Origin of the sequence: Bradyrhizobium vignae (genome assembly GCF_004114425.1) — a bacterium.
Lineage (GTDB): Bacteria > Pseudomonadota > Alphaproteobacteria > Rhizobiales > Xanthobacteraceae > Bradyrhizobium > Bradyrhizobium vignae.
Genome location: NZ_RDQF01000043.1, coordinates 13,606 through 40,185 on the forward strand (window position 1 = coordinate 13,606; position 26,580 = coordinate 40,185).

At 62.5% G+C, this 26,580-nt stretch carries 25 protein-coding genes and 3 pseudogenes; 17 read left to right on the top strand and 11 right to left on the bottom strand.

The genetic code is table 11. The features are described from left to right. Window positions 1–18: 18 nt before the first annotated feature. Window positions 19–2,757, bottom strand: a complete 2,739-nt coding sequence (locus EAV90_RS28110; protein WP_122401636.1) for a MobA/MobL family protein — start codon at window positions 2,755–2,757, stop codon at window positions 19–21. A 471-nt stretch (window positions 2,758–3,228) separates the two neighbouring features. On the opposite strand from EAV90_RS28110, the gene EAV90_RS28115 reads away from it, so the two are divergent. Both EAV90_RS28115 and EAV90_RS40815 read left to right on the top strand, forming a co-directional pair. Continuing rightward, window positions 3,229–3,729 carry a hypothetical protein gene (locus EAV90_RS28115; RefSeq protein ID WP_129145340.1) on the top strand — a complete coding sequence of 167 codons (501 nt, stop codon included), beginning with the start codon at window positions 3,229–3,231 and terminating at the stop codon, window positions 3,727–3,729. Between the two features lie 109 nt (window positions 3,730–3,838). Next, window positions 3,839–4,020, top strand: a pseudogene (locus EAV90_RS40815) (tRNA dihydrouridine(20/20a) synthase DusA); the annotation flags it as partial. Window positions 4,021–4,030: 10 nt separating this feature from the next. On the opposite strand, the gene EAV90_RS28125 reads toward EAV90_RS40815, so the two are convergent. The 5 genes from EAV90_RS28125 to EAV90_RS28145 all read right to left on the bottom strand — a co-directional run bounded on the left by EAV90_RS28125 (window position 4,031) and on the right by EAV90_RS28145 (window position 8,449). Then, complete coding sequence (locus tag EAV90_RS28125; protein WP_122406465.1) at window positions 4,031–4,927, bottom strand: LysR family transcriptional regulator; 897 nt, start codon at window positions 4,925–4,927, stop codon at window positions 4,031–4,033. Between the two features lie 185 nt (window positions 4,928–5,112). Beyond that, the gene (locus EAV90_RS28130) at window positions 5,113–6,279 is read right to left on the bottom strand and encodes a muconate/chloromuconate family cycloisomerase (RefSeq protein WP_245509634.1); all 1,167 of its coding nucleotides are present in this window, start codon (window positions 6,277–6,279) and stop codon (window positions 5,113–5,115) included. Window positions 6,280–6,358: 79 nt separating this feature from the next. Continuing rightward, window positions 6,359–7,228 carry an intradiol ring-cleavage dioxygenase gene (locus tag EAV90_RS28135; RefSeq protein ID WP_129145361.1) on the bottom strand — a complete coding sequence of 290 codons (870 nt, stop codon included), beginning with the start codon at window positions 7,226–7,228 and terminating at the stop codon, window positions 6,359–6,361. Window positions 7,229–7,298: 70 nt separating this feature from the next. Then, the gene (locus EAV90_RS28140; RefSeq protein ID WP_122401639.1) at window positions 7,299–7,823 is read right to left on the bottom strand and encodes a flavin reductase family protein; all 525 of its coding nucleotides are present in this window, start codon (window positions 7,821–7,823) and stop codon (window positions 7,299–7,301) included. Further along, window positions 7,820–8,449 (bottom strand): nucleotidyl transferase family protein, encoded by a 630-nt coding sequence (locus EAV90_RS28145; RefSeq protein ID WP_244607913.1) that lies wholly within the window; start codon window positions 8,447–8,449, stop codon window positions 7,820–7,822. Before EAV90_RS28145 ends, EAV90_RS28140 begins: the two co-directional genes overlap by 4 nt. A gap of 276 nt (window positions 8,450–8,725) precedes the next feature. Between EAV90_RS28145 and EAV90_RS28150 the strand changes: the two genes are divergently transcribed. Both EAV90_RS28150 and catC read left to right on the top strand, forming a co-directional pair. Further along, window positions 8,726–10,303, top strand: a complete 1,578-nt coding sequence (locus EAV90_RS28150) for a 4-hydroxyphenylacetate 3-hydroxylase N-terminal domain-containing protein (protein ID WP_244607914.1) — start codon at window positions 8,726–8,728, stop codon at window positions 10,301–10,303. A 106-nt stretch (window positions 10,304–10,409) separates the two neighbouring features. Further along, on the top strand, window positions 10,410–10,700 hold the full coding sequence (catC, locus tag EAV90_RS28155; protein WP_122406468.1) for a muconolactone Delta-isomerase: 291 nt from the start codon (window positions 10,410–10,412) through the stop codon (window positions 10,698–10,700). Window positions 10,701–10,891: 191 nt separating this feature from the next. Here catC and EAV90_RS28160 read toward each other — a convergent pair whose 3' ends face one another. After that, entirely contained in the window at window positions 10,892–11,677 is a 786-nt protein-coding gene (locus EAV90_RS28160) for an IclR family transcriptional regulator domain-containing protein (RefSeq protein WP_160118792.1), read from the bottom strand. A gap of 116 nt (window positions 11,678–11,793) precedes the next feature. Here EAV90_RS28160 and EAV90_RS28165 point away from each other — a divergent pair, with 116 nt between their 5' ends. From EAV90_RS28165 to EAV90_RS40825, 13 genes and pseudogenes are all read left to right on the top strand, one after another. Further along, a complete protein-coding gene (locus EAV90_RS28165) occupies window positions 11,794–13,011 on the top strand; it encodes an ABC transporter substrate-binding protein (RefSeq protein WP_129145342.1) in 1,218 nt (405 codons plus the stop codon). 54 nt (window positions 13,012–13,065) lie between these two features. Further along, window positions 13,066–14,016, top strand: coding sequence for a 3-carboxyethylcatechol 2,3-dioxygenase (locus tag EAV90_RS28170; RefSeq protein WP_129145343.1), 951 nt, complete (start codon window positions 13,066–13,068; stop codon window positions 14,014–14,016). A 54-nt stretch (window positions 14,017–14,070) separates the two neighbouring features. Continuing rightward, complete coding sequence (locus EAV90_RS28175; protein ID WP_244607915.1) at window positions 14,071–15,864, top strand: FAD-dependent monooxygenase; 1,794 nt, start codon at window positions 14,071–14,073, stop codon at window positions 15,862–15,864. A 22-nt stretch (window positions 15,865–15,886) separates the two neighbouring features. Further along, the gene (locus EAV90_RS28180) at window positions 15,887–16,768 is read left to right on the top strand and encodes an alpha/beta fold hydrolase (RefSeq protein WP_122401645.1); all 882 of its coding nucleotides are present in this window, start codon (window positions 15,887–15,889) and stop codon (window positions 16,766–16,768) included. Window positions 16,769–16,779: 11 nt separating this feature from the next. Beyond that, the gene (locus EAV90_RS28185) at window positions 16,780–17,562 is read left to right on the top strand and encodes a 2-keto-4-pentenoate hydratase (RefSeq protein ID WP_129145344.1); all 783 of its coding nucleotides are present in this window, start codon (window positions 16,780–16,782) and stop codon (window positions 17,560–17,562) included. 21 nt (window positions 17,563–17,583) lie between these two features. Further along, a complete protein-coding gene (locus EAV90_RS28190) occupies window positions 17,584–18,453 on the top strand; it encodes a fumarylacetoacetate hydrolase family protein (RefSeq protein WP_129145345.1) in 870 nt (289 codons plus the stop codon). A 2-nt stretch (window positions 18,454–18,455) separates the two neighbouring features. Beyond that, complete coding sequence (locus EAV90_RS28195) at window positions 18,456–19,202, top strand: SDR family NAD(P)-dependent oxidoreductase (RefSeq protein WP_122406469.1); 747 nt, start codon at window positions 18,456–18,458, stop codon at window positions 19,200–19,202. 35 nt (window positions 19,203–19,237) lie between these two features. Continuing rightward, window positions 19,238–19,663: a PaaI family thioesterase gene (locus EAV90_RS28200; protein WP_122401647.1), complete on the top strand. Its 426-nt coding sequence runs from the start codon at window positions 19,238–19,240 to the stop codon at window positions 19,661–19,663. 946 nt (window positions 19,664–20,609) lie between these two features. Continuing rightward, entirely contained in the window at window positions 20,610–20,795 is a 186-nt protein-coding gene (locus EAV90_RS40820) for a hypothetical protein (RefSeq protein ID WP_244608007.1), read from the top strand. Beyond that, window positions 20,776–21,552 (top strand): annotated as a pseudogene (locus EAV90_RS28210) (MaoC/PaaZ C-terminal domain-containing protein); the annotation flags it as partial. The gene EAV90_RS40820 and the pseudogene EAV90_RS28210, both read left to right, overlap by 20 nt. 148 nt (window positions 21,553–21,700) lie before the next feature. Then, window positions 21,701–22,117, top strand: coding sequence for an ABC transporter substrate-binding protein (locus EAV90_RS28215; protein WP_129145347.1), 417 nt, complete (start codon window positions 21,701–21,703; stop codon window positions 22,115–22,117). Window positions 22,118–22,156: 39 nt separating this feature from the next. Continuing rightward, a pseudogene (locus tag EAV90_RS41830) lies at window positions 22,157–22,279 on the top strand (ABC transporter substrate-binding protein); the annotation flags it as partial. Window positions 22,280–22,298: 19 nt separating this feature from the next. Beyond that, window positions 22,299–22,520 (top strand): cupin domain-containing protein, encoded by a 222-nt coding sequence (locus EAV90_RS40825; protein WP_245162802.1) that lies wholly within the window; start codon window positions 22,299–22,301, stop codon window positions 22,518–22,520. A 268-nt stretch (window positions 22,521–22,788) separates the two neighbouring features. Here the strand turns inward: EAV90_RS40825 and EAV90_RS28225 are convergent, their stop codons facing one another. From EAV90_RS28225 to EAV90_RS28240, 4 genes are read right to left on the bottom strand one after another with little or no spacing between them, the layout of a single operon-like run. Further along, window positions 22,789–23,757, bottom strand: a complete 969-nt coding sequence (locus tag EAV90_RS28225) for an efflux RND transporter periplasmic adaptor subunit (RefSeq protein WP_122401652.1) — start codon at window positions 23,755–23,757, stop codon at window positions 22,789–22,791. Continuing rightward, complete coding sequence (locus tag EAV90_RS28230; protein ID WP_122401653.1) at window positions 23,754–24,197, bottom strand: DUF983 domain-containing protein; 444 nt, start codon at window positions 24,195–24,197, stop codon at window positions 23,754–23,756. The genes EAV90_RS28225 and EAV90_RS28230 overlap by 4 nt, the downstream gene beginning before the upstream one ends. After that, entirely contained in the window at window positions 24,194–24,403 is a 210-nt protein-coding gene (locus EAV90_RS28235) for a DUF1656 domain-containing protein (protein ID WP_122401654.1), read from the bottom strand. Before EAV90_RS28235 ends, EAV90_RS28230 begins: the two co-directional genes overlap by 4 nt. After that, window positions 24,400–26,454, bottom strand: coding sequence for an FUSC family protein (locus EAV90_RS28240; RefSeq protein ID WP_122401655.1), 2,055 nt, complete (start codon window positions 26,452–26,454; stop codon window positions 24,400–24,402). Before EAV90_RS28240 ends, EAV90_RS28235 begins: the two co-directional genes overlap by 4 nt. Window positions 26,455–26,580 lie beyond the last annotated feature (126 nt).

A 26,580-nucleotide genomic window follows, 5' to 3' on the forward strand; every position in this document is an offset into this window, starting at 1 on the left:
AAAGAGTGGCGATGTCACCTACATCGAGAGCGTCCGGATCTCATCTTGGGACATCTCGCCGTTCTTGAACAACCGCCGCCAGCTGTCTCGGACCGGTGGTTTGAATTCAACCGGGGTCATCTCCCAGCTCGTGAAATTCCATTGCAGCGTCGCGAACTCGATCTTTAGCCGGTACAGGTCCCATTCATTCCATGCTTGGGGCGACAGTTGTTCGATCTCGGTGGGTAGATCGAGCTCAGCCATTTCATCCGCAGGGGCCGGCGTCTGGGACTTCATTAGCATGTTCACAATGGCCCCTAACGGGCTGTCGTCACCGCACAGTCCAAGAATATGCCGAGCGTTGACATCTCTCTCAGGCTCACCACGTCGCAGCCTCCGCCGCAGACGATCCATGCCTCTTCGCGTATGAACGTTGGAGTCCACGATGGCTCTGACGCTTTCGTGAAGGGTCGCAATTGGCAGATGTCCAATTTCGCGCGGCGGCTTAGGCTCCGGAAAAGCCTCGATCTCGACCGTCCCGGCCGGTGCCGGTGATTCTGCTTTTCTGACAAAACCAATTTCCGGTGCTTGTGGATCCGGCATGGGTTCGATGACTTGCGACGACGAAAGCGGTCCTACGGGACCTTCCCCCCGCAATATGCCAGCGAGCTCTGCGTTGGGGTCACGCCGAAGTGTCAATTGATGCGGGAGAGCACCGGGAAGCGACGCCGCGGTTGCCAGGATTAGGGATGAGATATTGGTTGCAACCTGCGGGTTGACTGCAAGTACCGAGCCTTGCGCTTGAGCCGCAAGCAGCGTTGCTGCCCACACATGGTGGACATCGTTGATGTCAATCAGAAGACGGTGTCGTCGATCGACATTCCTTGCCTCCCGGATGAGAAGAGCGTGCGCCGGACGGAAATGGGCAAACAGCTTCAAATCGATTGTCGCGTTCCCTCCGCTGAACAGCGAGACCGTTATCTGGTTCTTCTGACTATCGATGTTCAGGACTTGTGCAAGTTCGCCGCGGCGTATGACAGGTGGGCAGCTGGAATAGTCGTCCCGTGTGAACACGATCCACTCGTCGTGTGACAACTGGATGGGTTTGAGCGGATGGCCCAACTGGATGGAAGTCCCGAGTTCGCCGCTGCGAATCCGAAGCGTGCGAATCTGGTCATTAAGCCCCTCGAGAAGGCGTGGATCATTGCAGACTAGAAAATCGAAGCTGGTGCTCTTATCGAAGAAGCGCTCGGCGGGATCGAATTCGATCTTTCGATGTTGGGCCATCAATTCAATGCTCCTAGCGATAAGCCCACAGCGCAGATATCTCTCGACGTCATCTTCGCTCTGAGCCGGATTCAGGGCTGCAAGGCGATCCACCGCATACGCCGCCAAGCGATGGCTCGCGATGCCAGTCTGTTTGCTCTGATCATGCACTAGAACGAGAGGCGCACTTCGCGCGTCTGCCGTTGCGATTAGGCGGGCAAGTGTCTGATCGTGGATGGACTCAGCTCGCGGAACGATGACCAGCCGATTTTTAACGATCAGTGACTGCGTGTTCGGCAACTCGGCCAGCGCAGCCTTAATGGTACCTACTTGCGGCTTCGCTGCTTTAATCGCCTGCGCTAATTGGCGGCAATCGGAATGATTGTTTCCGAGCACCAGGGGTGGGTTGTCATGTTCCGCTGTGTCGACGATGCTTTTGAAGCAGTCGATTGCCGCTTCGTGACTTTGGGCGGTGACCGCGCGAATGGTGCTGATTTGCGATTTATCAGCCGCTCGATCCACCAGCCTGCAGGCCTGTTCGATGGTTGAGCGAACTGGGGCAGTGGTAACGACCCGGGGGTAGGTCGCCGTAGGGAGCACAGCAAAACTTTCGAGATCGCAATGGCTCAGGATAGTCTCGAGATGCAAACTCCGTTCGTTCTCGTTGTCTACGAACCGGTCCATCAAGCGCTGCAGCTCGGCAACGCGGATCGCCGAGCGTCCGCGCAACAGCTTGTCGATCAGGCGGACGGCATCACCGTGGATCGCTTCGATGTTCAGACGCGTCGTCCGCGCCCGTGTGTGCTGAACGCGAGGGTCGTCAAATTTCGTACCGACCGGCCAATGACGGCCGGGAAACGGGGCAATTGGGTCGACGACCAGATCGATGCCGAGCTCGGCAAAGTAGCCCAGCAGTTGGCGCTGATGAAATTCGGGCCAGCGATTGCCTTCGATCGTCGCTGTTTTTCCGCCCGTCTTAAGTTGTAGGGGATGCGCGAACATGTCGCGAATTGCGGGTCCCGAGATTTCGTCGAGATGGATCTCACGGCGCGGAAAAAACACATGACCGTGCCGGTTTCGATCGCGTGGTCGCATCCGCGCCGGATCGTGGATCGCTGCGTGGATCGCAAGGCGCCGCTTTCCAGCGATCAACAGCGCGATGCGTTTAATGAACTCCGCACATTCGGCAAGCGTGATTTCCGAGTCTGGTGGCAAAGCCACGACCACGGCAACGCCATTTTGCCTACGGCTATCGGCGCCGAAGTTGCCCCAATAAACCTCAGCCTCATCGACGCAATTGGCGAAATGTTCAATCTCGCAGAATCGCTCGGAGACCTCGTCCGTACGGATGATTTCGCTATGAACGAGGTCGCCGTCCAAATTCGAGAAATCAAAGTGCCGCGCCAAACGGGTGTCCAACACCCGGCTACGGCCCAGGTACCCTAGAAATCCGGGCGCGCCGGCGTCTCGCTCAACGTGGGTAAATGAAACTCCTAGGTAGATAATTGCCATTGATGCAACCAAATACTCCGATCTGCATATTGAGCTTGCCGTCGATTCCGGAAAATTCAAAGGGGCGACCTTGAAACTAGTCAAAAATAATCGGGTGGCGGAGGCGATTTTCTCATGGCATCAGGGTCTTAGGGGGGGCGCAACAGGCGAGGATGTCATGAGAGGCGAGGCGGCGACCGAGATCAAAAAGTTGGAGGCAGAAGCCGCACGATTGCTCAAACGGCGCCTGCGCCATGAGGCGGAGGCTGGCCAGTTGGCCAAGGACGAGAAGGCTCACGATGAGGCCGTGGAAGCCACGATCCTGAGCAGTCTCCGTGAGGCGGGATTGACGAAATTGCCGCTGACGCAGGTTCTGGCCACAATCCGTGCGCTTGGGGCCGAGGCCGCTGCGAAGGACATCCCAGGAACCGTGCGCTCGAGGCCACTGAGCGTGCGTCGGGTGGATCGCTGTACGGCTCCGAGGACGCGGCTGTGCGCGAGGTGTTCGTCAAGATTTCTCGCAATGTTTCGGCCGATAATCGTGCAATCATCGACGATGCAGGCTTGGGCTGGAACGGCAAGCTCGGGGGCTGGAAGGGCAGGGTGGACAGCACGGCGATCGAGAAATTGCAGAATCACTTCGTGGATCGCGTCGTAATCCTCGGCGAGCAGGAGCCCCCCTCACAGGCTGGATCAGCGGACGAAAGCACACCTCCGGCGCCAATGGGGCCGGACTCCTCCTCAGATGCACTCGCCACTCCAGCAGAGGATGAAGGTGTCGATTTGGGTTCGATGCCTGAGGCCGGGATGATTGTAGGCGCTGCCACTCCACCCGCGGACGACGCCTACGACAACCCCGATGCCGCCGTCGTCACCAGCGCCGGCGATGCTGTTGCCAGGCCGGCCGCGCCGCCGAGATTTGGTGCGTTTCCCAGGCCACTTGCCCGTCTCTCGCAGGTCGATGAAGAACCGGATCGTCCGCCGGGCCTCTGAAGAAGGACGACGAAGCGAGCTTCCGGCTTGCCTTCTGGATTTCGTACTCTCATTGGCGGGAGTTCCGACCTCCTCTGCCACGGCTTGTTGGCCGCCCGCACCGCGGTCGGCTGACGGCACGCGGCTGCTTTCGATCGCGCGTCACTTCGTCGGGGCCTTCCATGGCGTCCCCGGCGCGCGTTCCGCTGGCACCTCGCGGAGAACGGCGTGCGGCTGGGTGCGAGGATCGACGTGTTTTCCGATGCGATCGCACGCGTCGACGATCGCGCACTCGCGCCGGTCGCGGCCTGAGAGCGCGAGACTATGGCTTGCGCTGCCGCCGCGTGACGTCTTGTGCGATCTTCAGGAAATTGAACAAATGCGGCATCCGGTTGTCGCGACGGTAGTTCAGCGACAGCGCGGTCCCTGGATTATGTCCCTCATAGGCGCGGTAGGAGACGCCGGGGCGTTCCGCCTCCGAGACCGATTTCGGCACCAGCGCGATGCCGACGCCGACCGAGACCAGGCTGATCGCGGTCTGATAGTCCTGGGCCAGCACCTGCGATTTTGGAATGAAGCCCTCTTCGAGGCAGATGTTGAGGATGTGGTCGGCGAAGCTCGGGCGTGGCTTGCGCGGGTAGAGGATGAATGTCTCCGCCTTCAGCGCCGACAACCTTGTGATCGCTTGTTCGAGCAAAGGCGATGTGTCGGACAGCGCGAGGATCAACGGCTCCTGCAGCAGCGGCTCCGACTTCAATTCCTCGTCGTCGAGCGAGGGGCGGGCGATCGCGATATCGATCTCGCGCTGGATCACCGCGCGTTTCTGCTCGGCGTTGTTCATCGCCGACAGCGCGAGTTCGACGTCGGGATAGGCGGAGCGAAACGCCTTGATCACATTGGGCAGCACGCCATAGGTCGCCGATCCAACGAAGGCGACGCGCAGATGTCCCGAAAAACCTTCTCCGATCCGCTTGATCTCGCGATGCGTTCGGTCGAGTCGCTCCAGCACGTCGCGCGCACGCTCCAGAAGCACGCTGCCGGCCTGGGTCAGCCGGATCTGGCTTCGGCTCCGGTCGATCAGCATGACGCCGAGATCGCTCTCGAGTTGCGCGATCTGCCGGCTGAGCGGCGGCTGCGCGATCGCGAGCCGCGAGGCGGCACGGCCGAAATGCAGTTCCTCGGCGACGGCAACGAAATAGACCAGTCGCCTGAGATCCATGACGTCGTCGCGATCGGTCACGGTCAGCCGGACGCTTGTTCGCGCGCTTCCGCGGAAGCGGCCTGGAGGTCCTGCCTGGTTTGGTATCGCGTGGTCATCAGCGCACGATCGAGACGATGGTTCCAGCGTAAAGACTGGGCGTAGGTCCCCGGGTTGTCAATTGTCCGCGGAACGACGCCGCCTGCCTAGTCCTTCCGGGCGAAGGCGCGGATCTTGTCCTCGTCGACCTCGACGCCGAGACCGGGACCGTCGGGAACGCAGATCTCGAACTCCTCGAATCTGATCGGGTTGACGACCAAGTCCTCCATGAGGATCCGCGGGCCGAAATGCTCGGTGCCCCATTCGAGCTTGGGCAGCGTGGCGAATGCGGCGAGATGCGCTGCTGCGCCGATGCTGCTCTCCAGCAGGCAGCCGCCATAAAGCTCGAGGCCGTGCGCGCGGGCGACCGCAGCGGCGCACTTCATCTCAAACAGTCCGCCGCTCTTCACGAGCTTCAGCGAGTAGACGCTGCCGCAGCCCATCGTGCCTGCACGGGCGATCTCTTCCTTGGTGAAGGCCGCTTCGTCGACCAGCAGCGGGATGGACGTGCGGGCCGCGACGCGTGCCATGGCGTCCAGCTGCAGCGCCGACACCGGTTGTTCGATCAGGGCAACATCCAATTCCTCCAGCTCGGGCATGAAGCGGATGCATTCGGCCTCGGTCCAGCCCTGGTTAACATCGACGATCAGGCGGACCTCGTCGCCCAGGCCGGCGCGCAGCGCCTGCAGCCGCTTCAGATCGGCTTGTGGCCGATTGAAGCCGAACTTGATCTTGAACTGACGGTGTTCGCGGCGCCGCAGCTTCTCGCTGGCTTCCTCGACCTCCTGGCCGCTGTCGCCCGAGGCCAGCGCCCAGATCACCTCGATGCGTTCGTGTATTGCACCACCGAGCAAGGCGCTGGCGGGGAGGCCGAGTGTCTTGCCCGCGGCATCCAGCAGGGCGGACTCGATCGCGCCCTTGGCCGCGAAATTGCGGGTCGCGGCTTTGCCCATGCGGAGCGCATTGGCCTCGAAGGCGAGGGCAGGCTGCCCGAGCAGCGCCGGCCCCAGATAATTCGTGACCGCGGCCTTGATCGATTCCACGCTCTCCTCGGCCCAGCGCGGCCCGCCGAGCGTCGAGGCTTCGCCGATGCCCGTCACGCCGTTGTCGAGCAGGACGCGCACCAGCACGTAGCCCTGATGCGTGACTTCCGTGTTCGACAGCTTGTGCCGACGGCGGGTCGGGGCCTCCACGATGGTGGCGCGGATGCTGCGGATCGCGGTGTCCTTTGTGTGAGCCTGCACTCGCTCCACAGGCTCGGCGACTTCGATCACGGCACGACTCATATATCCTCACAGGTAAGTTCAGAATGAGCCCTGCCAGGCTGGTGGGGCCTGGCAGGACATCACGGTATTACTCGGCCGCGACGAGCCGTTCGACGGCCGCCTTCTTGAGCTTGAAGTCGAAGTTGAGAACCAGATCGGTGTCGGCACCGGCCGGTGCCTTGTTGAACTTGCCGATCAGGCTCTGCTTCACGGCGAAGACAGAGTCGTTGTCGAGATACTTGGTCTCGGAATCGTAGATCTGCGAGATCAGCGATTGATAGCCGTCCTTCGCGAGCATGAAGTGGATGTGACCCGGGCGCCAGGGATGGTGCCCCATGTACTTCAGGAGCTCGCCGCCCGCGCCGTCATAGGGGATCGGATAGGGCTCGGGGCGGAGCGCCACGAACGCGTATTCGCCGTTGGCGTCGGTGGTGAACCGGCCGCGCAGATTGTAGGCCGGCTGCTCCGGATCCTGCAGATCGTAGAGCCCGTTCGGCGCGTCTTCCCAGACGTCGATGGTGACGCCCTCGATCGGCCGCCCTGCGGTGTCGCTGATGCGCCCGCTGACCTTGACAGTCTGCGCGTTGTCGAACGTCTTCTTGATGATGGAGGCGCCCTTCGGCAGTACCGGCGGGTTTTCCCGGTAGAACGGCCCAAGCACGGTGGACTCGCTCTCGCCGTCCGTGACTCGGTGGTCGAGCATATCGACCAGCACCTCGACACCGAGGATATCAGCGATCAGGATGAACTCGTTGCGCTTCTCGTCCGAGATGTCGCCGGCGCGCCGCAGGAATTCGCAAGCCGCGAACCACTCGGCAAAGGTCAGGTCGACCTCCTTGCAGAACGCGTGCATGTGGCGGATCAGGCTAGTCATGATCTGGCGGTTGCGATCCGGAATGTCCTTCGAGAGCGCGGCGATCACGTGGTCGGTGATGGTGTCCTTGGTGACGTTCAGCATGGTCATTTCCTCCTCTTGTTGCAGGTTGATCAAACTTGCATCCCGTTTTCGGGAATATCGGTTGTTGGCTTCACCACACAAATTCGTAAGCAGCATTCTCCAGCATCGCGGGCGCAGGCTGCGCGTCGGCAAGGCCGCCAAAGCGGCCGCGAAAGAACAGCAGCGGCTTCTTGCTGGGCTCCAGCGCCATCTCGCGGACGCGGCCGAGGAAGATGGTATGGTCCCCGGCGACGATCTCGTCGGCGAGATCGGTCACGAAATAGGCCGCCGCGTTGGCGATCACGGGTAGCTCGTTGCGCCGTTCGAAGATGTCGCAAAGGTCGAGCCTCGGCTTGCCGGCGAAATGCCACGCGAAATCCTCCATTCCCTCGGCGAGGACGCTGACTGCGAAGCGGCCGCTGTTCTGGATGTTGCGAAGCATCTTCGCGCTTTTCGCGATCGAGATGGCGACCAGCGGCGGATCGAGCGAGACCGACATGAAGGCGTTGGCCGTCATGCCATGGTCGCGGCCCTCGCAATGCGTCGTGACGATGGTCACGCCGGTGCCGAACTGCCCACACGCATCGCGCAGTTCGCGCGGATCGATCGCGGTCATTGGCCTGCGGCCTCGGCTTGGGCCAGATCGGATCGATTGGCCGGTGGCGCGGTCACGATGTCTCGCCAGTTTTCCAGCGTCGCCGCGGCAGCAGCAAGGCCGGATCGCCGCAAGCTCCGGATCCGGCTGCTGGAGACGACCTCGCCATTGCCGCAGCGCACCGGCGGCAGGATGCGGGTGTTGAAGTGTTGCCGCAACAGCAGCGCAGTGCCGCCCTTACAGGACCCGAAGCGGAAATCCTCGCCGACGATCACTTCACGCGGCTGCAGCCGCTGCAGCTCGGCGAGGAAATCCGCCGCGGTGCGCCGCACATAGAATTGGTTGAAGTCGGCGACGATGATGTGGTCCGGCGCGAATGTTGCGATGCGCGCAAGCTTTTCGCGCAGCGATATCAACGGCTCGGCCTGGCCGAAGTACACCTTTGGCGGCGGATCGAAGGTGTAGACCACGGCGGCAACGCCGCGGCGTTGCGCTGCCGCAATTGTCTGCCGGAGCAGCTCCTGATGGCCGCGGTGGACGCCGTCAAACGCGCCGATCGTCACGACGCAGGCGTCGAGGGCCAGCTCCCCATCACGATGGAAAGCGACAGCGCTGCTGTCAAAACCCTTGCCCAAACCCGTCGCCATGGCTCGCTCCGGTTTTCGCTCCCTGGCCGTGCTGCGCGAGTGCTCCGTCAGCTGCGGCGTTGCGTCGGCCGGACGATCATTGCAGTCCGGTCGTGCCATCGAGTCATAGCCCCACTTGGGCCGGTCCGCGCGGTATGGTGTGATACCTTTCGCCCGCTCCTTGTGAGCGCGTAGCGTTCCCTCCGATGTCGCGCCGACCAAGAGCGTGACGGGATTGGTCTCGGGCCGGTGTTGCAATGCCGCCGGTCCAGCGACACAAACGGAGGAGAAGTGTCCATGACTACAGCAGCCGCCCTGCGAGCCGACATGCCTGCGTCGACCACCAGCGTCTATACCGGCGCGGAATTCCTGGACAGCATCCAGGACGGAAGAGAAATCTACATCTACGGCGAGCGCGTCAAGAACGTCACCCAGCATCCCGCCTTTCGCAATTCGGCGCGGATGGTGGCGCGCTGGTACGACCGTTTTCACGAGAAGAAGGATCAGATCGGCGTCCTGACCGACACCGGGTCGGGACAATTGACCCATCCGTTCTTCCTCGGCTCGAAGACGGCCGACGATCTGATCAAGGGCCGCGACGCGATCGCCGAACTCCAGAAGGTTGCGTTCGGCTGGATGGGCCGTTCACCTGATTACAAGGCATCTTTCCTTGGCACGCTGGGGGCGAATTCGAGCTTCTATGGCGACTACGCCGGCAACGCCAGGAAGTGGTATGCCCGGACCCAGGAACGGCTCGACTTCTGGAATCACGCCATCGTCAACCCTCCGATCGATCGCGATCGGGCGATCGAGGAGGTGCGCGACGTCTTCATGCATGTGGAGAAGGAGACCGACGCCGGCCTGATCGTCTCCGGGGCGAAGGTGGTCGCAACCGGCTCGGCCTTGACGCACTACAACTTCATCGCGCACTACGGCATCCCGATCAAGGACAAGTCGTTCGCGCTGATCTTCACGGCGCCGATGGATGCCAAGGGCGTCAAGTTGATCGCCCGCTCGTCCTACGAATTCACGGCGGCGGCGACCGGCTCGCCGTTCGACTACCCGCTGTCGAGCCGCTTCGACGAAAATGACTCGATCCTCGTATTCGACAAGGTGCTGGTGCCTTGGGAAAACGTCTTCATCTATGGCGACGTCGCCAAGATCAACCAGTTCTTCCCGGCGTCCGGTTTCATCCCGCGGTTCACGCTGCATGGCGTGACGCGGCTGGCCGTGAAGCTCGACTTCATCGCCGGCCTGTTTTCGATGGCCGTCGAGGCGACCGGCTCCAAGGACTTCCGCGGCGTGCAGACGGCCGTGGGGGAGGTGATCGCCTGGCGCAATCTGTTCCACGGCATTGCGGACGCGATGGTGAAATCGCCGATCGCCTGGCAGGGCACCGAGGGCTACAATTTGCCCAATCTAAACTACGGGCTGGCCTATCGTGTGTTCGCGCCGATGGCCTATCCGCGGATCAAGGAATTGATCGAGCGCCACGTCGCGAGCGGCCTGATCTATCTGCCCTCGAGCTCGGCCGATCTGGAGAGCGATGCGATCCGGCCCTATCTCGACCGCTTCGTGCGCGGCTCGAACGGCTATGCCGCGATCGACCGGATCAAGCTGCTCAAGCTGCTGTGGGACGCGGTCGGCTCCGAATTCGGTGGCAGGCACGAGCTCTACGAGCGCAACTATGCCGGCAATTACGAGAACCTGCGGGTCGAGACGCTGAACGCCGCGGCCGCCACCGGCGACCTCGGCGCCATGCAGGATTTCGTGCGCAACTGCATGAGCGACTACGACGTCTCCGGTTGGACGGCGAAGGATCTGGTTAATCCCGATGACATCAACCTCGTCAGCCGCGGACTGGTGCAGGGCTGACGACAGGGCTGACGATAAAGACGATCAAGGGAGCCGCCGCGATCGCGCCGCGGCTCCACGCCATTTTTGCGCGGTCGCTTTATCCTTGCAGAAAGAGTTCATCGTCATGCTTTTTCACGTCGAAATGGAGGTGCGAATCCCGCACGATCTGCCGACTGAGCGAGCCGACGCTCTGAAGCAGGCGGAGCGTGTTCGCGCTATGGAGCTGCAGCGCACAGGGGCCTGGCGCCATTTGTGGCGGGTGGCCGGGCGCTACGCCAATGTCAGCATATTCGACGTCTCGGGCGCGCAAGAATTGCACGACATTCTGTCCAGCCTGCCGCTGTTTCCGTTCATGGAGATCCGGGTCACGCCGCTGTGCCGGCATCCGTCGTCGATCCATGACGACGACCGGTAGGTCTCGAACTATCCTGCTCGAGTTCGACATTCCAATGTGCCTTTCCCACCGGGAGTATTGCGGCGCGCTGCAGGCTGCAAAAGTTAGGGTAGGCAAACCAAGGGCCGCTGAAAGCTTGAGGTCGCCCGAAGGCCAAAAGCGAGCCATCGTGTGGGCCCTCTGCTCTCGCGCATACGTTCGATAGCCGTCGATTAAGCGAGCTTTCCACGAGCTTTGTTTGCGGCTGACCACCGACGTTCGATGTCCTTTACTGCCATCTTCATGCTTGGCAGATACTTTCGCGCGGCCACCTCCGGCGTCATTGACGACGAGAAGAAGATCAGGTTGAGGCTGCCGAGCACCGGACCGCCCCCCGGGATGGCCAGCGCGATAGCACTGATGCCAGCCTCTGATCCGCCCACCGATGAGGCGTATCCGTCCTCTTTCGTCTTCAAGAGGATTTCGTTGATGAAGCGACGATCCTTCGCCAGCCCTGCGTCTTCCTCGACAAGAGAGGCCGTCAGCTCGAGCATCTCGCGGCGCAGCGCGGGCGTTGAGGCGGCCAGGATCGCCTTTCCCAGGGCGCTCCGGACTAACGACCTTCTGCGGCCGACCATCGAGCGGTGAACAGAGAACGGGCTGAAGGGATGGGTGCTCTCGCGGATAAGCACCGAGCCGAGCTCGAAGACCCCGAAGTCGCTGGGCCAAGAGACATCATCCAAGAGACCGAACATCGCGGGCAGGGCCGCCTGGCTCGATAGGTCGCGTGAAGACACGCCTTCGCTCAGGGTGCGCACCTGCGGCGTCAATGCGAATAGGGCGTTGGTCTCGTCCAACGTTACGTAGCCGTCTTGGCGCAGCGTATCGAGCAAGCGATAGCAGGTCGTCCGGTTGAGACCGGTCCTCTTCGCGAGCTGCACGACGTTCGATGGCCCGCTCGCATTGAGCTCATTGATCAGCGCCAACCCTCGGGAAAGTGCCCTGACATTGCGGTGCATGATCACCTCTGGACGTGTTCGCACCGCGAACATTTCACAGACTCAGCTGGAATCATAGTTCAATCGGCGGCAATCCAACACCCGCACGCCCAAACAAGTGGCGATGGGAGGAAACGATGGTCCGTTCAAGCCTTTATTTGTCCGCGGCCGTGTGTCTGGCCTTGACGGCGCCAGCGGCGGCGCAGACCGCCGGAAGCACCCCGAAGCTCAGCGATGGCAAGGTCAAGATCGGCGTTCTGACCGACATCGCCGGTCCGACATCCATGGCGAACGGCAAGGGCTCGGTCGCCGCCGCCCAGATGGCCGCCGAAGACTTCGGCGCCGGCCTGAATGTCGAAGTGATCTCGGCCGACCATTCCGGCAAGCCCGACATCGGATCCCAGATCGCTGGCCGCTGGTTCGACGTGGAAGGCGTCGATGCAGTCGCGGACATGCAGGGCTCGCCGATCGGCTTCGCCGTGCAGAACATGGCCGCGCAGAAGAGCAAGATCATGCTGCTCTCGGGATCGACCTCGTCGGATTTCAGCGGCAAGGCCTGTTCGCCGCTCACGGTGCAGTGGACGGTCGATACCTACAATCTCGCAAAGGGCGCAGCCAAGTCCGTGATCGATGCAGGTGGAACCAAGTGGTATTTCCTGACTGTCGATCAGGCGTACGGCAATGCCTTGACGCGCGATACGTCAGAGCAAGTCAAGCTCAACGGCGGCCAGGTGGTGGGAAACTCCGTGTTTCCGCCGAACACGTCCGACTTTGCATCCTTTCTGCTGACCGCCTCCAGCGCCGGCGCCAACGTCATCGCGATCGCGGCTTCCAGCGGCGATACCGTGACGGCGCTGAAGCAGGCCGATGAATTCGGGCTGAGCGCAAAAGCCAAGATTGTGCCCCTGCAATCGGTGCTGACGGACGTGCACGCGGTGGGCCTTAAGATCGCGCATGACGCCTACGAAGTCTCCCCGTTCTACTGGGACCGGACGCCCGAAACGCGCGCCTGGGCCGAGAAATTCTTCGCGAAGGCGAAGCAGATGCCGACGAGCTTCCATGCCGGCGTCTACTCCTCCGTCGCGCACTACCTCAAAGCGGTCAAGGCGACGGGCACCGACGACGCACCGACGGTGATGAAGCAGATGGAAAAGGAGCGGGTACACGACTTCTTCGCGGCCGACGGCTACATCCGCGCAGATCGCAAGATGATCCACGACATGTACCTGCTCCAGGTGAAGAAACCCGGAGAGAACAAGGGCGCTTGGGATCTCTACAACGTCGTGCAGACGCTGCCAGGTGAATCCCTCAACCGCCCGCTTTCCGAAAGCCCGTGCCCGCTGGTGAAGAAGTAGCCTGCCGCAGCCACTTTTCGACAAATTCAACTAGGCGTTGGAAGGAATCCGGTCATGTCAGTAGCCGTTGTCTGCGCTTCCCATACCCCCCTGATGTACAAGGGGCCTGCCAGCAATGAGACCGAGCAACGCGTCCGAACCGCGTTCGGACGTCTTGGAAGCTTCGTGAAGGAGTTTGCGCCTGATTACATCGTCCAGTTCGCGCCCGATCACTTCAACGGCTTCTTTTACGACCTGATGCCCTCGTTCTGCGTCGGAGCGGGAGCCGTGTCCCTGGGTGACTGGGGAGGCGGGACGGGCCCGCTGGATGTTCCGGAGAAGACGGCGCTCGAACTCATCGACCATTTGCGGGACGAGGATTTCGACGTTGCGGTGTCCTTCCGCATGCCGGTCGATCACGGCTTCGTCCAGTTGTGGGAAGCGATGTTCGGGGACTTCAAGTCCATCCCGATCTTGCCGATCTTCGTGAACGCCGCTGCGCCGCCAGTGCCGACCTATCGCCGGGCCCGCCAACTCGGTGAATCCGTTGGCCGCTTCGCAATGCGGTCCGGCAAGAGGGTGCTGTTTGCCGCGTCCGGCGGCCTCTCGCACGATCCACCGCTCCCGTCGATCAAGGATGCACCGCCCGAAATCCGCGAGCGGCTGATCAACGGCCGGAATCCGACGGCCGAGGCCAAGGAAGCCCGCGAGAAGCGCGTGCTCGAGGCGGGTGTTCTCGCCGAGGCGGGTAAGGGGCCGTGCCAGCCGCTCAATCCGAAGTGGGACGCCGAATTCATGGAGATCCTTCGCAGCGGCCAGATCTGGCGCGCAGACGCGCTCGATACCGGCAAGGTCCGCGAAGTCGCGGGCCGCGGCGCCAACGAGGTCCTCGCATGGGTCGCCGCCTTCGGAGCCTTTTCCACGGGCGGCCACTTCAAGATGGAGCAGGAATTCTACGAAGCGATTCCGGGCTGGATCGCCGGCATGGCGATGATGGCGGCCAAGCAGGTCGACGGCGCTCATTAACCCCGGGCGAATGCGGAAGCATCGCGGAGCAGGCAAATGGCATACGAAACGGACGTGCTCATCATCGGCGCCGGCCCCACGGGCTCGACGACCGCCCTGGCGCTCGCCAATTGCGGCGTTCGCAGTCACATCGTTTCGCGCGGCAACTGGATGGCCGACAGCCCGCGCGCCCACATCACGAACCAGCGCGCCAACGAGGTCTTCCGCGATCTCGGGATAGCGGACGACGTGGCCCGCTACGCGAGCCCCTGGGAGCTCATGGGCGACACGACCTTCACGACCAGCCTGGCCGGCTCAGAGCTGATCCGGATGCGGACGTGGGGGACCGGCGACGACCGCCGCGGCGATTATCTGCGCGCAAGCCCCTGCGGCATGGTCGACATCATCCAACCATTGCTCGAACCAATTCTGTTCCAGAAGGCGGCCGAGAAGAGCGCGACCTTCGCGTTCAACACCGAATACGTCCGGCATGAGCAGGATGCGGACGGCGTGACGGCCACGCTGCGCGATCGTCTCGACGGGCGAGAGTACACCGTCCGCGCGCGTTACATGGTCGGCGCGGACGGCGCGCGCTCGATGGTGGTTGACCATCTGGGCCTGCCGATCGAAGGACAGATGGCGCGCGCAGGCACCGTCTACACCGTCTTCAACTGTGACCTGACCAAATATAGCAAACACCGGCCGAGCATCCTGAACTGGATCGTGACGCCGGATGCGAGCTTCGGCGAGATCGGCATGGGCTTGCTGCGGGCCGTGCATCCGTGGACGCAGTGGATCGCCGGTTGGGGTTTCGACATCAGCAAGGGCGAGCCGGACTTATCTCCGGAAGCCATCATTCCGAAGATCAAGGTGCTGATAGGAGACCCCTCCGTCGACATCGACATCGTGCGCACATCGATCTGGTACGTGAACCAGGCCTACGTGACCCAGTATTCGAAGGGCAGGGTGCTCTGCGGCGGCGATGCGGTCCATCGGCATCCGCCATCGAGCGGATTGGGCAACAACACCTGTGTCCAGGACGCCCACAACCTCGGTTGGAAGCTCGCCTACTCGGTGAAGGGGTGGGCCGGTCCGAAGCTGCTGGAAAGCTACTCGCAAGAGCGGGCGCCGGTCGGCAAGCAGATCGTGCTGCGGGCAAACCAATCCCGGCTCGATTACGCCCCGCTGAGCGCATGCTTCAGGGTGCAAGGCGCTGAGAACCCGGTCGCTGCAGGCATCGCGCGCTTCCGCGATCCGGGTCCGGACGGTGTGGCCGCCCGGAAAGCGGCGCAGGCCGCGCTGGACCTGAAGCAAACGGAGTTCAATGCCCAAGGCACCGAGATGAACCAGCGGTACGAATCTTCGGCCGTGATCCCCGACGTCGGCGCCAAGCCGGAAGAGTGGCGGCGAGATCGCGGCCTCTACAATCAGCCAACGTCGCGCCCTGGGGCGAAGATCCCGCATGCATGGCTCGTCGACCGTGACGGCTTGCGCGTGTCGACGCTCGACGTGACCGGAAAGGGCCTCTTCACCGTCGTGACCGGCCTCGCCGGCGGGGCGTGGAAGGAAGCGGCGCTGCGCCTCGATCTGCCATTCCTCCGCGTCGTGGTGACGGGCTCGCCGGATGCGCAGGACCTCTATTGCGAGTGGCAGCGCATCCGCGAGATCGAGGAAGCCGGAGTTCTGCTTGTTCGCCCGGATGGCGTGGTCGCCTGGCGCGACATTGAGGGAACGTCCGACGCAAGCGTGGCCCTTGACCGGCTCACTGCAGCCATCCGAACGGTCCTGGATCTCCCGGACCTGTCTGCCATCCCGCGCGAGAAACCATCCCGTCCATCGAAGCCGAGCGGCACGCCGCTTTTCGCCTGACATCAACGAACGAGATCCAGCTATGAGCGACACAAGACCGGAGAACTTTTCCAGCGTCTGGGCTGATCTGAGGGGCGTTTCCTTCAAACAGCACTACGTCGACGCTGGCGGAATCCGCACCCGCTGCATCGAGTCGGGCGATCCGTCCAAGCCGCTCGTCCTCGCGCTGCACGGCGTCGGCGGCCATGCCGAGGCATATTCGAGAAACTTCGGTCCGCACGCCGATCATTTCTGGTTCGTCGCCATCGACATGCTGGGCCACGGATGGACCGACAAGCCGGCTATCGACTACCAGGTCAAAGACTACGCTGACCATGTGCTCGCCGTCCTCAAGACGCTCGGCAGGGACAAGGCGATGATCAGCGGTGAATCGTTGGGCGGTTGGGTCGCGACCTATCTGGCCGTGCATCGTCCCGCTGCGGTCGAGAAGCTCGTCCTCAACACCGCCGGCGGCTGGACAGCGCACCCCCAGGTGATGGAGCGGCTGAAAAAGCTGTCCAACGAGGCTGCATCCGATCCCTCCTGGGAGCGGATCAAGGCGCGCCTCGAATTCCTGATGTGCGACAAGAGCATGGTCTCGGACGATCTGATCGAGACCCGCCGCGCGATCTACGCGCAGCCGGGTTTCGCCGACACGATGAAGCGCATCATGTACCTGCAGGAGATGGAAATCCGCCAGCCCAACATGATCACCGCCGACCAATACCGGTCGATCAAGGCGCCCACAATGGTCGTGTGGACCTCGCACGATCCGACCGCGACGCCCGAGGAGGGAAAGCAGATCGCGGACATGATTCCGGGTTCGAAATTCGTGGTCATGAACCGCTGCGGCCACTGGCCCCAGTTCGAGGACGCCGAGCAGTTCAATCGGCTCCACATCGAATTCCTCCGGACCGGCAAATAAGGATCGTTCAGATGAACCAGCAAGCCAAGCACAGCGAACTCGCCGCACAGATCCGTGGCGCTTACGCCGGCGTCCCGATCGCGCCCATTCGACCCCAGTTGGCGGACCTCGACGTTGATGGGGCCTACGCCATCCAGCAGGAGAACACCGCGCATTGGGAGAAGGAAGGTCGGCGCGTGGTCGGAAGCAAGATCGGGCTGACATCGCGCGCCGTACAGAAGCAGCTTGGCGTCGACAGGCCTGATTTCGGAGTTCTCTTCGCCGATATGATCGTGGGCGAGGACGAGCCCGTCGCTGCGGGGCGTGTTCTTCAGCCGAAGATCGAGGCGGAGGTGGCTTTCCTTCTTGATCGGGACGTCGAGGTCGAGGTGCCCACGGTGGCCGACGTTCTCAGGGCGGTGGTCTATGCGATGCCGGCCCTTGAGATCGTCGGGAGCCGCATCACCAATTGGGATATCGGCATCGTCGATACCGTCGCCGACAACGCGTCGTCCGGCCTCTTCGTGCTCGGAGGGCCCGTCCGCCGGCTGGATGGGTTGGATCTCCGTGCTCTCAAGATGCAGATGACGAGGAAGGACGAGGTCGTCTCGAAAGGGACCGGCGCGGCCTGTCTCGGCAATCCGCTCAACGCGATGGCCTGGCTCGCCGGCGAGCTGGCCCGCCGCAAACGGCCGCTGCGCGCCGGCGACGTCGTGCTCTCCGGAGCGCTCGGCCCGATGGTGCCGGTGAGCGCCGGCGATGTGTTCGAGGCCAACATCGCTGGCCTTGGATCCGTCTCGGCGCGATTCTCCTAGGCACGTTCGAAGGAACACCCAATGAAGCTAGTTCGCTTTGGAAATCCCGGCGCCGAAAAGCCGGGGCTCATCGACGATCAGGGGCGCCTGCGCGACTTGTCAAATATTATCGCCGACGTCACGCCAGGCACCCTGTCGCATTCAGCGCTGAAAAATCTCGCGGCGATCTCGCCATCCGCACTGCCGCTCGTCACTGGCGAGCCGCGTTTGGGTGTCCCGATTGCAGGCGTCGGAAAGTTCATAGCGATCGGCCTGAACTACGCCGATCATGCCGCAGAGGCGAATCTTCCACTGCCGTCCGAGCCCATCGTCTTTCAGAAAGCGATCACCTCGCTCAGCGGACCGAACGACGATGTCGTTCTGCCGAAGGGTTCGACGAAGTCGGACTGGGAAGTGGAACTCGGGATCGTCATTGGCACTCAGGCTTCCTACGTCGACCGCGCCGACGCGCTCGCCCACGTTGCCGGCTACTGCATCGTGAACGACGTGAGCGAGCGTGAGTACCAGATGGAACGAGGCGGCACGTGGGACAAGGGCAAGGGCTGCGACACCTTTGGTCCTGTCGGACCATGGCTGGTGACGACGGACGAGATCACCGACCCCCAGGCACTCGGCGTCTGGCTCGACGTCAACGGGCAACGCATGCAGGCAGGCAACACCCGGACCATGATCTTCGATTGCGCCGAGATCGTCAGCTACGTCAGCCGCTTCATGACGCTGATGCCCGGCGATGTCATCGCGACCGGCACGCCGCCCGGCGTGGGCATGGGCAAGAAGCCTGCAGCGATCTATCTCAAGCCGGGCGATGTCATGACGCTCGGTATCGAGGGACTCGGAACGCAGCGCCAGCAAACCCGCGAGTGGTCGCCACCTACGGGGCCGTGGACGTGACCATGTACAGCGGACGGTTCGAAGGACGAACGGCCATAGTCACCGGAGCGGCCTCCGGCATCGGCCGCGACGTGGCGCGTCGCCTCGCGGCCGAAGGCGCCCGTGTTTCCATGTGGGACTTGAACGCCTCCGTCCTTGCCGCCGCAGCGGTGGAAGTCGGCGCCGCTCACACGCAAGCAGTCGACATCGCCGTAGAAAATGCCGTCGACGCGGCCATGCGGCGGAGCATCGACGAACTGGGCGGACGGCTCGACATTCTGGTCGCCAGCGCTGGCATCACGGGGCCGAACGCAGCCGTGAAGGACTATTCGGCGAGCGATTGGCGCAAGGTGTTCGATGTCAATGTCAACGGAGCTTTTTACAGTAACCGTGCCGCCGTCCGCATCATGGAGAAGAGTGGCTACGGCCGCATCGTGAACGTCGCCTCGGTGGCGGGAAAGGAAGGCAATCCGAACGCGTCCGCCTACAGTGCGTCCAAAGCGGCCCTTATTGCGCTCACCAAATCGCTCGGCAAGGAAACGGCTGCGACCGACATCCGCGTCAACTGCATCACGCCGGCGGCGATCAAAACGCCGCTGTTTGATCAGATGACGCCCCAGCACATCGAATTCATGCTGTCGAAGATTCCGCTCGGACGGTTCGGGGCGATCGAGGAGGCGACGTCGCTCGTCTGCTGGTTGGCGAGCGAGGAGTGCTCGTTCAGCACGGGGGCGGTGTTCGATTTATCCGGGGGGAGAGCAACTTATTAGCGCCCATTGTTATCAGCTAATCTGGGATAGACTGAATGGACGGGAGTGGGTTCTTTGCGAAGATTGTGAGAGGAGAGCTTCCTCAGGCGCCGATCGCGACGCTGCTGGGGTGGAAGTTCGTTGACTTCGACGCCGAGCAGCAAGTGATCAAGGTCGAGATGCAGGCTCGGCCGGAGTTCTTGAATCCGGCTGGCCTCATCCATGGCGGCATGTTGGCCGCGATGCTGGATGAGACGCTGTCGCCCGCTCTTGCTGCGACCCTCGGGCCCGGTGAATTCGCGCCGACGCTCGAGATCAAAGTCAACTTCGTCTCGCCGGCGAAAGTCGGCCGAATCTTCGGCACCGGTCGTATCGTGAGTCGGGGGCGCTCGATCTGCTTCTTGGAAGGCCAACTCCACGACGAACAGGCTACTCTGCTTGCGACCGGCTCGGCGACTTCGAAGATCGGCCGCAGTCGCTGAGAGATTGCGGGTGGCGCACGTGTCCGCAGCCATCGCCGCTAGACTAACGAGCGTTCCGTCATGTTCGCGTTGCGAACAGTTTGCGTGAATTGGTTGTGGCCTAGGCCCGCTCGTTCGATAATCAGAGCAACAAGAAAAGGCGCCGTAAGTCGTCATCGCGTCGATTTAACGACGGGAGGAAACCGACATGTCTACCTCGACCCGCGCCGGTTCAGCCGCGCCGTCCATCGCCCTGAATTTCGATTCCATCGCCGCGGCCAGGGCGATCGTTCCGCGCCTGGCGGCCATCTCGGAACGTAGCGAACAGCTTCGTCGGCTTGACGACGAGGCCGCTTCGCTGCTTCGTGGATCGGGCCTGGCTCGCGTGATCACGCCGCGGGCGTTCGCCGGGCTGGAAATGTCGCCCAGCGCCCATATCCGCGCGTGTGCGGAAGTCGCCCATGGGTGCGCCGCGGCGAGTTGGGTGCTGATGGTGTGCGTCGCGCACGACTACGTCATCGGGCGCTTCCCCGAGGCCTGCCAGAAGGAGGTCTACGAGGGCGATGCGGACAACCTGATCGCCGGAGCCCTCGCTCCGCAAGGAACGCTCGAACGGACCCCGGAGGGATGGCGGCTGAATGGCCGCTGGCAGTTCGGCAGTGGATGCGATCACTCGCCTTGGTTGCTGATGGGCGCCCGCGTCGCCAATCCGGAGGCGGGCGGCTACCTTACCTACCACGTGGTCGTGCGGCAGTCCGATATGGAGATCGACGACACCTGGCGCACGCTCGGCATGCGCGGCACCGGATCGAAGGACCTCGTCGCCCGTAACGTCCTGGTCCCCGACCATCGCGCCGTGCCGACCTACCCGACCTTCATTGGCCAGAGCCCCCATGCCACCGCTCCGACCTACCGCCTTCCGGTGTTCGCGGGGCTGCCGTGCATGCTGTCCGGTTCGGTGCTCGGCATGGCTGAAGCCGGGCTGGAGGCTTTCATCGGGCACACGAAGAGTCGCCGCGACGTGACGGGGGCGTCCAAGAGCGCGAACGCCAACATGCAGCAGCGGGTGGCCGAATCCAGCGCCGAAATCGCCGCCGCCCGGCGGCTTCTGGAGAGCGCCTGCGACCGGTTCGACGTGGCGTGGAGGAGGTAGTCTTGTCGCGTCCGTTTACACCTACGATCCGGCAACGGCTTCAGACATTGCTTTTGGGATCGCACCTCAGCACGGTCGGATCGCCTTTATCGATCGCGATTGCGCGAAGGAACAAACTGGCCACGGCTCGCCGATGCCCCATCTTGTACATGGCGGACCCGGACGAGCCGGAGGCGGGGAGGAACTGGGCGGCGTTCGCAGCCTGAGCCATTACATGCAGCGCACCGCCTTGCAAGGATCGCCGGGAAGGATCACCAGCCTCGCCGGAAGCTGGGTACGCGGTGCCCGGCAGATTGTGAAGGACAAGCATCCCTTCCGCTACCATTACGAAGAACTCGATCTCGGCCAGACGTTCATCACCGGCGAGCGCACGATTACGCTGGACGACATCGAGAAATTTGCACATCTCACAGGCGATACCTTCTATGCCCACATGGATGAGGAGGCGGTCAAAGGCCATCCCTTCTTCAAGGGCCGCGTCGCGCACGGGTATCTGGTGCTGTCGTATGCCGCCGGCCTCTTTGTCGATCCGCCGCCGGGTCCGGTTCTCGCCAACTATGGGCTCGACTCCCTGCGTTTCGTGAAGCCGGTCGAGCCCGGAGACACGATCAAGGTCCGCCTCACGGTGAAGGAGAAGTTCCCTCGTAGCGATAAGCTCGGCGAGGTTACGTGGGACGTCGAAGTGACGACAGCCACGGGAGAGACGGCAGCATCCTACCAGTTGCTGACGGTGACGGCGCGCTTGCCGAAGAGCTAGACCGCTCGCGTAGGTCGATGCTCTACAAGGACGTTCGATCTGCTGGTCCCCTAAGCTTACCACGGCCTGTCACACTCATAGGTGACAGACAGTTCCATCGCGAGCGGGAAGAGTTTCCGTAGAAACAAAATGACGCCCTGGGCCTCACATGAAAGAGGCAAGGGCACGATCAAGGGAGGGGGACAAGCGTCGCGGGAGTTTGGCGCACCTATGGCTCGTTGGCTCAATTGCGCTCGCGACTACGAGCGCATTCGCCCAGACACAGCCGGTTAGGATAGGGGTGCTAACCGATATGGCGTCCGTCTATTCTGACGCAAGCGGACAAGGCTCGGTCGAAGCTGCCAAGATGGCGGTCGAGGACGCTGGGCCGATTTTGGGACAGCCCGCGGAAATCATATTCGCCGATCATCAGATGAAAGCCGATGTCGGTGCCAGCACGGCGCGGCGATGGTTCGAACGCGAAGGTGTCGACACTATCGTCGACGTTCCCAGCTCCAGTGTGGCCTTCGCCCTGCGCACGCTCTCGCTTGAAAGCAGAAGGTTCTATTGCTCACCGGCGCGTTGAGCGCTGACCTCACTGGCGCGCAATGCTCTCCATATCTGACGCAGTGGGTCGAGCTTCCCGAAGTCGCTCGACTCTCTTCATGGCGCTGCCGAACACTTCGTCAAGCGAGTCGCTGAGATCACCGATAATCGCTTTCAAATCCAACTGTTCTCTTGCGGAGAGCCCCGGCAGGGAAGCTCTGATGATCGCGGTCGAGCATGCGCCCGGCGGCTCGAGCGCGATGCATCGGCACAATGCCCATGCGTTTGTTTACGTGCTCGAGGGCTCGCTCGTGATGCAGCTGAAGGGCGGACAAGAGGTGACGCTAACGCCGGGACAGTCTTCTATGAAGGCCCTTCCGACGTTCATGTCGTTGACCGGTACGCAAGTGCCACCCGGCCCGCGAAATTCCTGGTGCTCTTGATCAAGGACAAGGGCGCTCCGGCGCTGGTACCAGCACAATGATCGTAGCCAAATGCACTAAACTGACTCCGTGAAAGGCCCTCCTGACTGACGCGGCATTCGCGAAGCGGAAGCGGCATCGCTTACGATCGGCCATGCTACGTTCGCGAATGCGTACCGACATGAGTCTCGCGTGCAGCGCTTCGAAAATATGGGCCGCGAAAATACTGGTACTCAGCATTGCCAGAAACGCAACCAACATCTTGATAGAGGCTTTATCTGTTCAGCTTTCAGCCGCATGAGGGGGCCACCACGATCGCAGTTTGCACCATGTGGCAGGGCTGTGCTGTCCTGCGTTCATTTTTGACTGCGGTCGCATAATTGCGTGATCCGGGGCCGAGGACTTTGACGGTCGCAGTAGCTCCTGCAACGAGTTCGTTTCGCTCGGTGCCTTCTAGCGCGATCCGGACCGGGACACGTTGCGCCAGCCGCACCCAGTTGAAGGTCGGATTTACGTTGGCAAGCAGGGTCGAACCGTTGCTGCGGTCGCGGTCTTCGATACCGGCTGCAACGCTCTCCACTTTTCCAGGCAACGCACGGCTGCTTCCCATCAGCCGCACGTTGACGGGATCGCCGATATGGATGCGCTGCAGCTTGGTTTCCTCGAAGTAGCCCTGGACATGCAGCGTGCCGGTGTCGAGCAGCGCCATCACGCCCTTTCCGGGGGTGAGATAGGCGCCCGGCCGCAGCTCATTGTTGGTGACAATGCCGGTGACCGAGGCCCGCACCTCGCTGCGTTCGATGTTGAGCTTCGCAAGGGCAACGTCCGCGACGGCTTGGTCATACGCCGCCTGGGCCGAGCCCTGGATGGCGACAACCTGGTCCATCCGCTGCGTGGAAACCACGACGCCGGGCGTCAGCGCACTGTAGCGCTTCAAATCTGCATTGGCATTGTCGAGCGTGGCGCGCTTGCCTTCCTGTACCGCCTCTGCCTGCTTGAGCGCGATATCATAGCGCGCCCGATCGATCCGGAAGAGCACGTCGCCCTTTTGGACTTGCTGATTGTCCCGAACCAGAACCTCGCTCACAAAGCCGGAAACATCGGAAGCCACGGGCACCACGTCGGCCCGTACGTGTCCGTCGCGGGTCCAGGGCGCATCAAAGTAGTAATCCCACAGCTTGTAACCGGCCCAAATCGCGACCAGCACGATGAGACCGGTCAGCGCGAAAGGACGCAGCGACTTCACGACGGCTTTCATGACACCAACTCCTTGGAGGCGAGGTGAGGAACGGGCGGGACGCCATCTGCGGCTTCTCGATCCCGGCAACGTCTGGCGGCCTCGAAGCCGTGCATGCCGGTCTGCCATTGCAGCCCAACAATTGCCCCTTTCACGGGCTGCAGCAGAAAGAGCGCCGAAAATCCGGTGGCAGGGAGCCAGATCAGCAATTGAAGCCAGGCCGGAGGTGAATAGGCCATCTCGACGGCAAGAAGCCCTGGCACGACGAGGTGGCCGACGATCGCGATCACGAGATAGGCCGGAAGGTCATCGGCGCGTTGCGGCGTGTAATCTTCGCCGCAGACCTCGCAGTTGCCGACCACCTTGAGAAAGCGGCCGAACAGATGGCCATGACCGCAGTTCGGGCACTTCATCGTGAACCCGCGCCATAAGGCTTTCTGGAACGAAACGGGTGCTGTCATGAGAATAACTCCGTGGAGCCTAAGACGAGGCCGGTGACCAGGCAGATAAAAAGCGCGAAATCGAAGAGTGCGGGATGCCAGATCCATCGATAGAGGCCGATACGAGCAATCAGCTTGCTGACGAGGCGCGCAAGCACGTAGGCAACCACGCTCCAGAGCAGGAGCGTCGGGACGAGCACGCCGAAAAGGTCAAGTTGGTATCTCATGCGGCGATCGTCCCAGATTCGATTTGCTGCGGTTGATAGGCCGGCGACTCCGGAAAGAGCCCGGAACGTACGCCGGTGAGACCGACCAGCACGTCATCGCGGGCTTCGCTCCTTGATTCCTGCAACGTTAGTGCGATGGTGCCGTCGAGCTGTCCCACCAGGTCGTCGGGGAGCGCCCCCGCAGTGTGGGTCCGGCAAATCGGGGCAAGACGAGCAAAGAACGCTTCGGTGGCCGCTCTTGCGCAGCGTGACAGCCCCAAGCTCGAGCGCCTCACGCCGAGAATGTTGAGCGCCGTCCGAAGCTGACGAAGATTGGCGGCGCCGTTCCTTGCGTCGGCGGGGACGACGGCGATACGCGCAGCAAGCAGGGCGAGGCGATGCTGCATGAGGCTGGCAAGCGCAAAGGGGTCCTGATCCGAGGTGCGCTCGGCGACTGATGCAAGCGCGGTCCAATTGCTTTGCAGCAATCGCTTTGCGATCCAGTCGGCTCCGGCCATGCGAACGATGCCGCAGGTCACGCCTGTCAGCGCCACACCCAGCATCAGCGCAACGCTGGAGTTGGCATAGGTGATAAAATCGGCCGAATAGGTCTCGGTCAACGCTAGTTGCACCGAGAGGTAGATGGCAAGTATGGCGCCGATACGCGCGGTCGCGGGCCGCGCAGCCATCCAGCCGAACAGCACGAAAGGCGGCATCAATGCGACGATGAGCACCTCGAGAGCCGTAATCCGCGGCAACACGCCAAACAGGTAGATGCCATGGACGGCGATCACGACGAGGAATAGTCCGTAGAAATTGCGGAACGCCGGCAGCGGATCGTCCGCGCCCGCCAGAAAGCTGCCGACGACAGCTGCGAAAAGCGGTGCGGCAACCCCGTCCGACCAGCCAGTAGCAATGGAGAAGCAACTGCAGCACAGCACCGCAAGGGCTACAGACCCGGCCGCCAGGAGCGCAGACCAGTAGTCGCGATGCGGGACGGCAACAGCCGTAGCGCCATGAGAGACGACGAGATGAAGCGATTCGGGATTGCGCCCCTCGGCGAGGGCTTCGCGCAGGAGCTGGCAATCCTGCATGACATCGACGAGGTTGCGCAGCCGTACGATGAGACCTGAGATCGCGATCTCGATCCAGCCGGCGTCCACGCTCAGCACCGGTCGTGCTTTATCAAGCGCTGCGCGCAACGCATCGGCTTCCTGTCCATCGCGGCCGCCCCCTTCGAGCCATGCAGCTATTCTTGTGCACATAGACGAAATGCGCGCAGCCGCCTCGTCGTGCGGACCCAGAGGCAGCTTGCGATCCTCGATCGATCCGAGAAGCGGCAGCAGCGACAGCATGTGTTGCCGGAGCAATTGCAGCCCTAGCCCGATACTTGTGGACGTGGTCGCCTCAAAGCCGAGATGTCGCCCAAGTTGGTCGATTTCGGCGGCGGCGGCGGCGAGGCGTATGCGTTCGCCGTCATGCTCCCGATCGCTGCCGCGGCCCGTCAGGACGTCCGCAGCGAGCCGGCGCGCGCCGGCGAGCCATGCATCGGTTTGTATGGTGACGCCGGAGGCCACGCTGCGGGGCAGCACGAGCATCGCGACGACGCTCGCGCAGACGATTCCGAGCATGATCTCCTGCACGCGGGAAACCACGATGTCGAAGGCCGACTGGGGCGTCGAGACGATGGGAAAGCCGAGCAGCGCCACGGTGTAGCCGGCCAGCATGAAGACGTAGCTGCGTGGCGTGCCGTCGATCAGCGAGAGATATAGAAAGATGCCGACCCACAGCGCGATGCAGAGACTGAGCAGCTCCGGCGCATTGACGAGGTTCGGGACCAGCACGATGGTCCCCGCCGCGCCGATCAGCGTGCCCAGGATGCGGTAGACGGCCTTGGAGGTGGTTGCCCCCGTGAACAGGTTCGAAGTGATGTAGACCGATGCCATGGCCCAATAGGGACGCGGCATGTCCAGCAACAGCGCGATCGAGAACGCCAGCATCGCCGCTGCAAAGGTCCGCAGCGCGAAGATGAGGGCGGCATGTCGATCCCGGAATGAGGCAGCTTGGGTCATGGCGTCGGCGGACCGTTGCGTCAGCAGTGAGCGGGGTTTCTATGTGCGATGCATGACGTCGCGTCGGCTAGCGAAGCTCTCGCAAATACGTTCGAAACGCATTGCTGCAGCCCTGAACGTTCCATC

What these genes read in the sequence shown, in the direction of transcription:
- EAV90_RS28110 (WP_122401636.1), bottom strand. Translation starts at nt 2,757, where the DNA reads ATGGCAATTATCTACCTAGGAGTTTCATTTACCCACGTTGAGCGAGAC.
- EAV90_RS28125 (WP_122406465.1), bottom strand. Translation starts at nt 4,927, where the DNA reads ATGGATCTCAGGCGACTGGTCTATTTCGTTGCCGTCGCCGAGGAACTG.
- EAV90_RS28135 (WP_129145361.1), bottom strand. Translation starts at nt 7,228, where the DNA reads ATGCTGAACGTCACCAAGGACACCATCACCGACCACGTGATCGCCGCG.
- EAV90_RS28140 (WP_122401639.1), bottom strand. Translation starts at nt 7,823, where the DNA reads ATGACCGCGATCGATCCGCGCGAACTGCGCGATGCGTGTGGGCAGTTC.
- EAV90_RS28145 (WP_244607913.1), bottom strand. Translation starts at nt 8,449, where the DNA reads ATGGCGACGGGTTTGGGCAAGGGTTTTGACAGCAGCGCTGTCGCTTTC.
- EAV90_RS28150 (WP_244607914.1), top strand. Translation starts at nt 8,726, where the DNA reads ATGACTACAGCAGCCGCCCTGCGAGCCGACATGCCTGCGTCGACCACC.
- catC (WP_122406468.1), top strand. Translation starts at nt 10,410, where the DNA reads ATGCTTTTTCACGTCGAAATGGAGGTGCGAATCCCGCACGATCTGCCG.
- EAV90_RS28160 (WP_160118792.1), bottom strand. Translation starts at nt 11,677, where the DNA reads ATGCACCGCAATGTCAGGGCACTTTCCCGAGGGTTGGCGCTGATCAAT.
- EAV90_RS28165 (WP_129145342.1), top strand. Translation starts at nt 11,794, where the DNA reads ATGGTCCGTTCAAGCCTTTATTTGTCCGCGGCCGTGTGTCTGGCCTTG.
- EAV90_RS28170 (WP_129145343.1), top strand. Translation starts at nt 13,066, where the DNA reads ATGTCAGTAGCCGTTGTCTGCGCTTCCCATACCCCCCTGATGTACAAG.
- EAV90_RS28180 (WP_122401645.1), top strand. Translation starts at nt 15,887, where the DNA reads ATGAGCGACACAAGACCGGAGAACTTTTCCAGCGTCTGGGCTGATCTG.
- EAV90_RS28185 (WP_129145344.1), top strand. Translation starts at nt 16,780, where the DNA reads ATGAACCAGCAAGCCAAGCACAGCGAACTCGCCGCACAGATCCGTGGC.
- EAV90_RS28190 (WP_129145345.1), top strand. Translation starts at nt 17,584, where the DNA reads ATGAAGCTAGTTCGCTTTGGAAATCCCGGCGCCGAAAAGCCGGGGCTC.
- EAV90_RS28195 (WP_122406469.1), top strand. Translation starts at nt 18,456, where the DNA reads ATGTACAGCGGACGGTTCGAAGGACGAACGGCCATAGTCACCGGAGCG.
- EAV90_RS28200 (WP_122401647.1), top strand. Translation starts at nt 19,238, where the DNA reads ATGGACGGGAGTGGGTTCTTTGCGAAGATTGTGAGAGGAGAGCTTCCT.
- EAV90_RS40820 (WP_244608007.1), top strand. Translation starts at nt 20,610, where the DNA reads ATGGCTGAAGCCGGGCTGGAGGCTTTCATCGGGCACACGAAGAGTCGC.
- EAV90_RS28215 (WP_129145347.1), top strand. Translation starts at nt 21,701, where the DNA reads ATGAAAGAGGCAAGGGCACGATCAAGGGAGGGGGACAAGCGTCGCGGG.
- EAV90_RS40825 (WP_245162802.1), top strand. Translation starts at nt 22,299, where the DNA reads ATGATCGCGGTCGAGCATGCGCCCGGCGGCTCGAGCGCGATGCATCGG.
- EAV90_RS28225 (WP_122401652.1), bottom strand. Translation starts at nt 23,757, where the DNA reads ATGAAAGCCGTCGTGAAGTCGCTGCGTCCTTTCGCGCTGACCGGTCTC.
- EAV90_RS28230 (WP_122401653.1), bottom strand. Translation starts at nt 24,197, where the DNA reads ATGACAGCACCCGTTTCGTTCCAGAAAGCCTTATGGCGCGGGTTCACG.
- EAV90_RS28235 (WP_122401654.1), bottom strand. Translation starts at nt 24,403, where the DNA reads ATGAGATACCAACTTGACCTTTTCGGCGTGCTCGTCCCGACGCTCCTG.
- EAV90_RS28240 (WP_122401655.1), bottom strand. Translation starts at nt 26,454, where the DNA reads ATGACCCAAGCTGCCTCATTCCGGGATCGACATGCCGCCCTCATCTTC.